General features: G+C 43.6%; 1 protein-coding gene. It reads left to right on the top strand.

Annotated elements, in window-relative coordinates:
* Positions 1-243, top strand: a 243-nt coding sequence (locus tag KVT27_RS25860) for a large ribosomal subunit protein uL3 (RefSeq protein ID WP_483307992.1), incomplete at both ends; no start/stop codon positions are given.

Genomic DNA, 243 nt, shown 5'->3' on the forward strand with positions numbered 1-243 from the left:
ATTTAATCCCGGTAACAGTTATCGAAGCTACTCCAAACGTAGTACTTCAAAAGATAACTGTTGGAACAGACGGCTACGAAGCAATTCAAGTTGGGTTCGAAGATAAGCGCGTTAAGCTTTCTAACAAACCACAACAAGGTCACGGAGCAAAAGCGAACACTGCTCCTAAGCGCTTCATTCGTGAATGCCGCAACGGGAACGTGGAAGAGTACGAAGTTGGTCAAGAAGTCAAAGTAGAAATTT

Source organism: Lysinibacillus sp. GbtcB16, assembly GCF_019091145.1.
Lineage (GTDB): Bacteria > Bacillota > Bacilli > Bacillales_A > Planococcaceae > Lysinibacillus > Lysinibacillus fusiformis.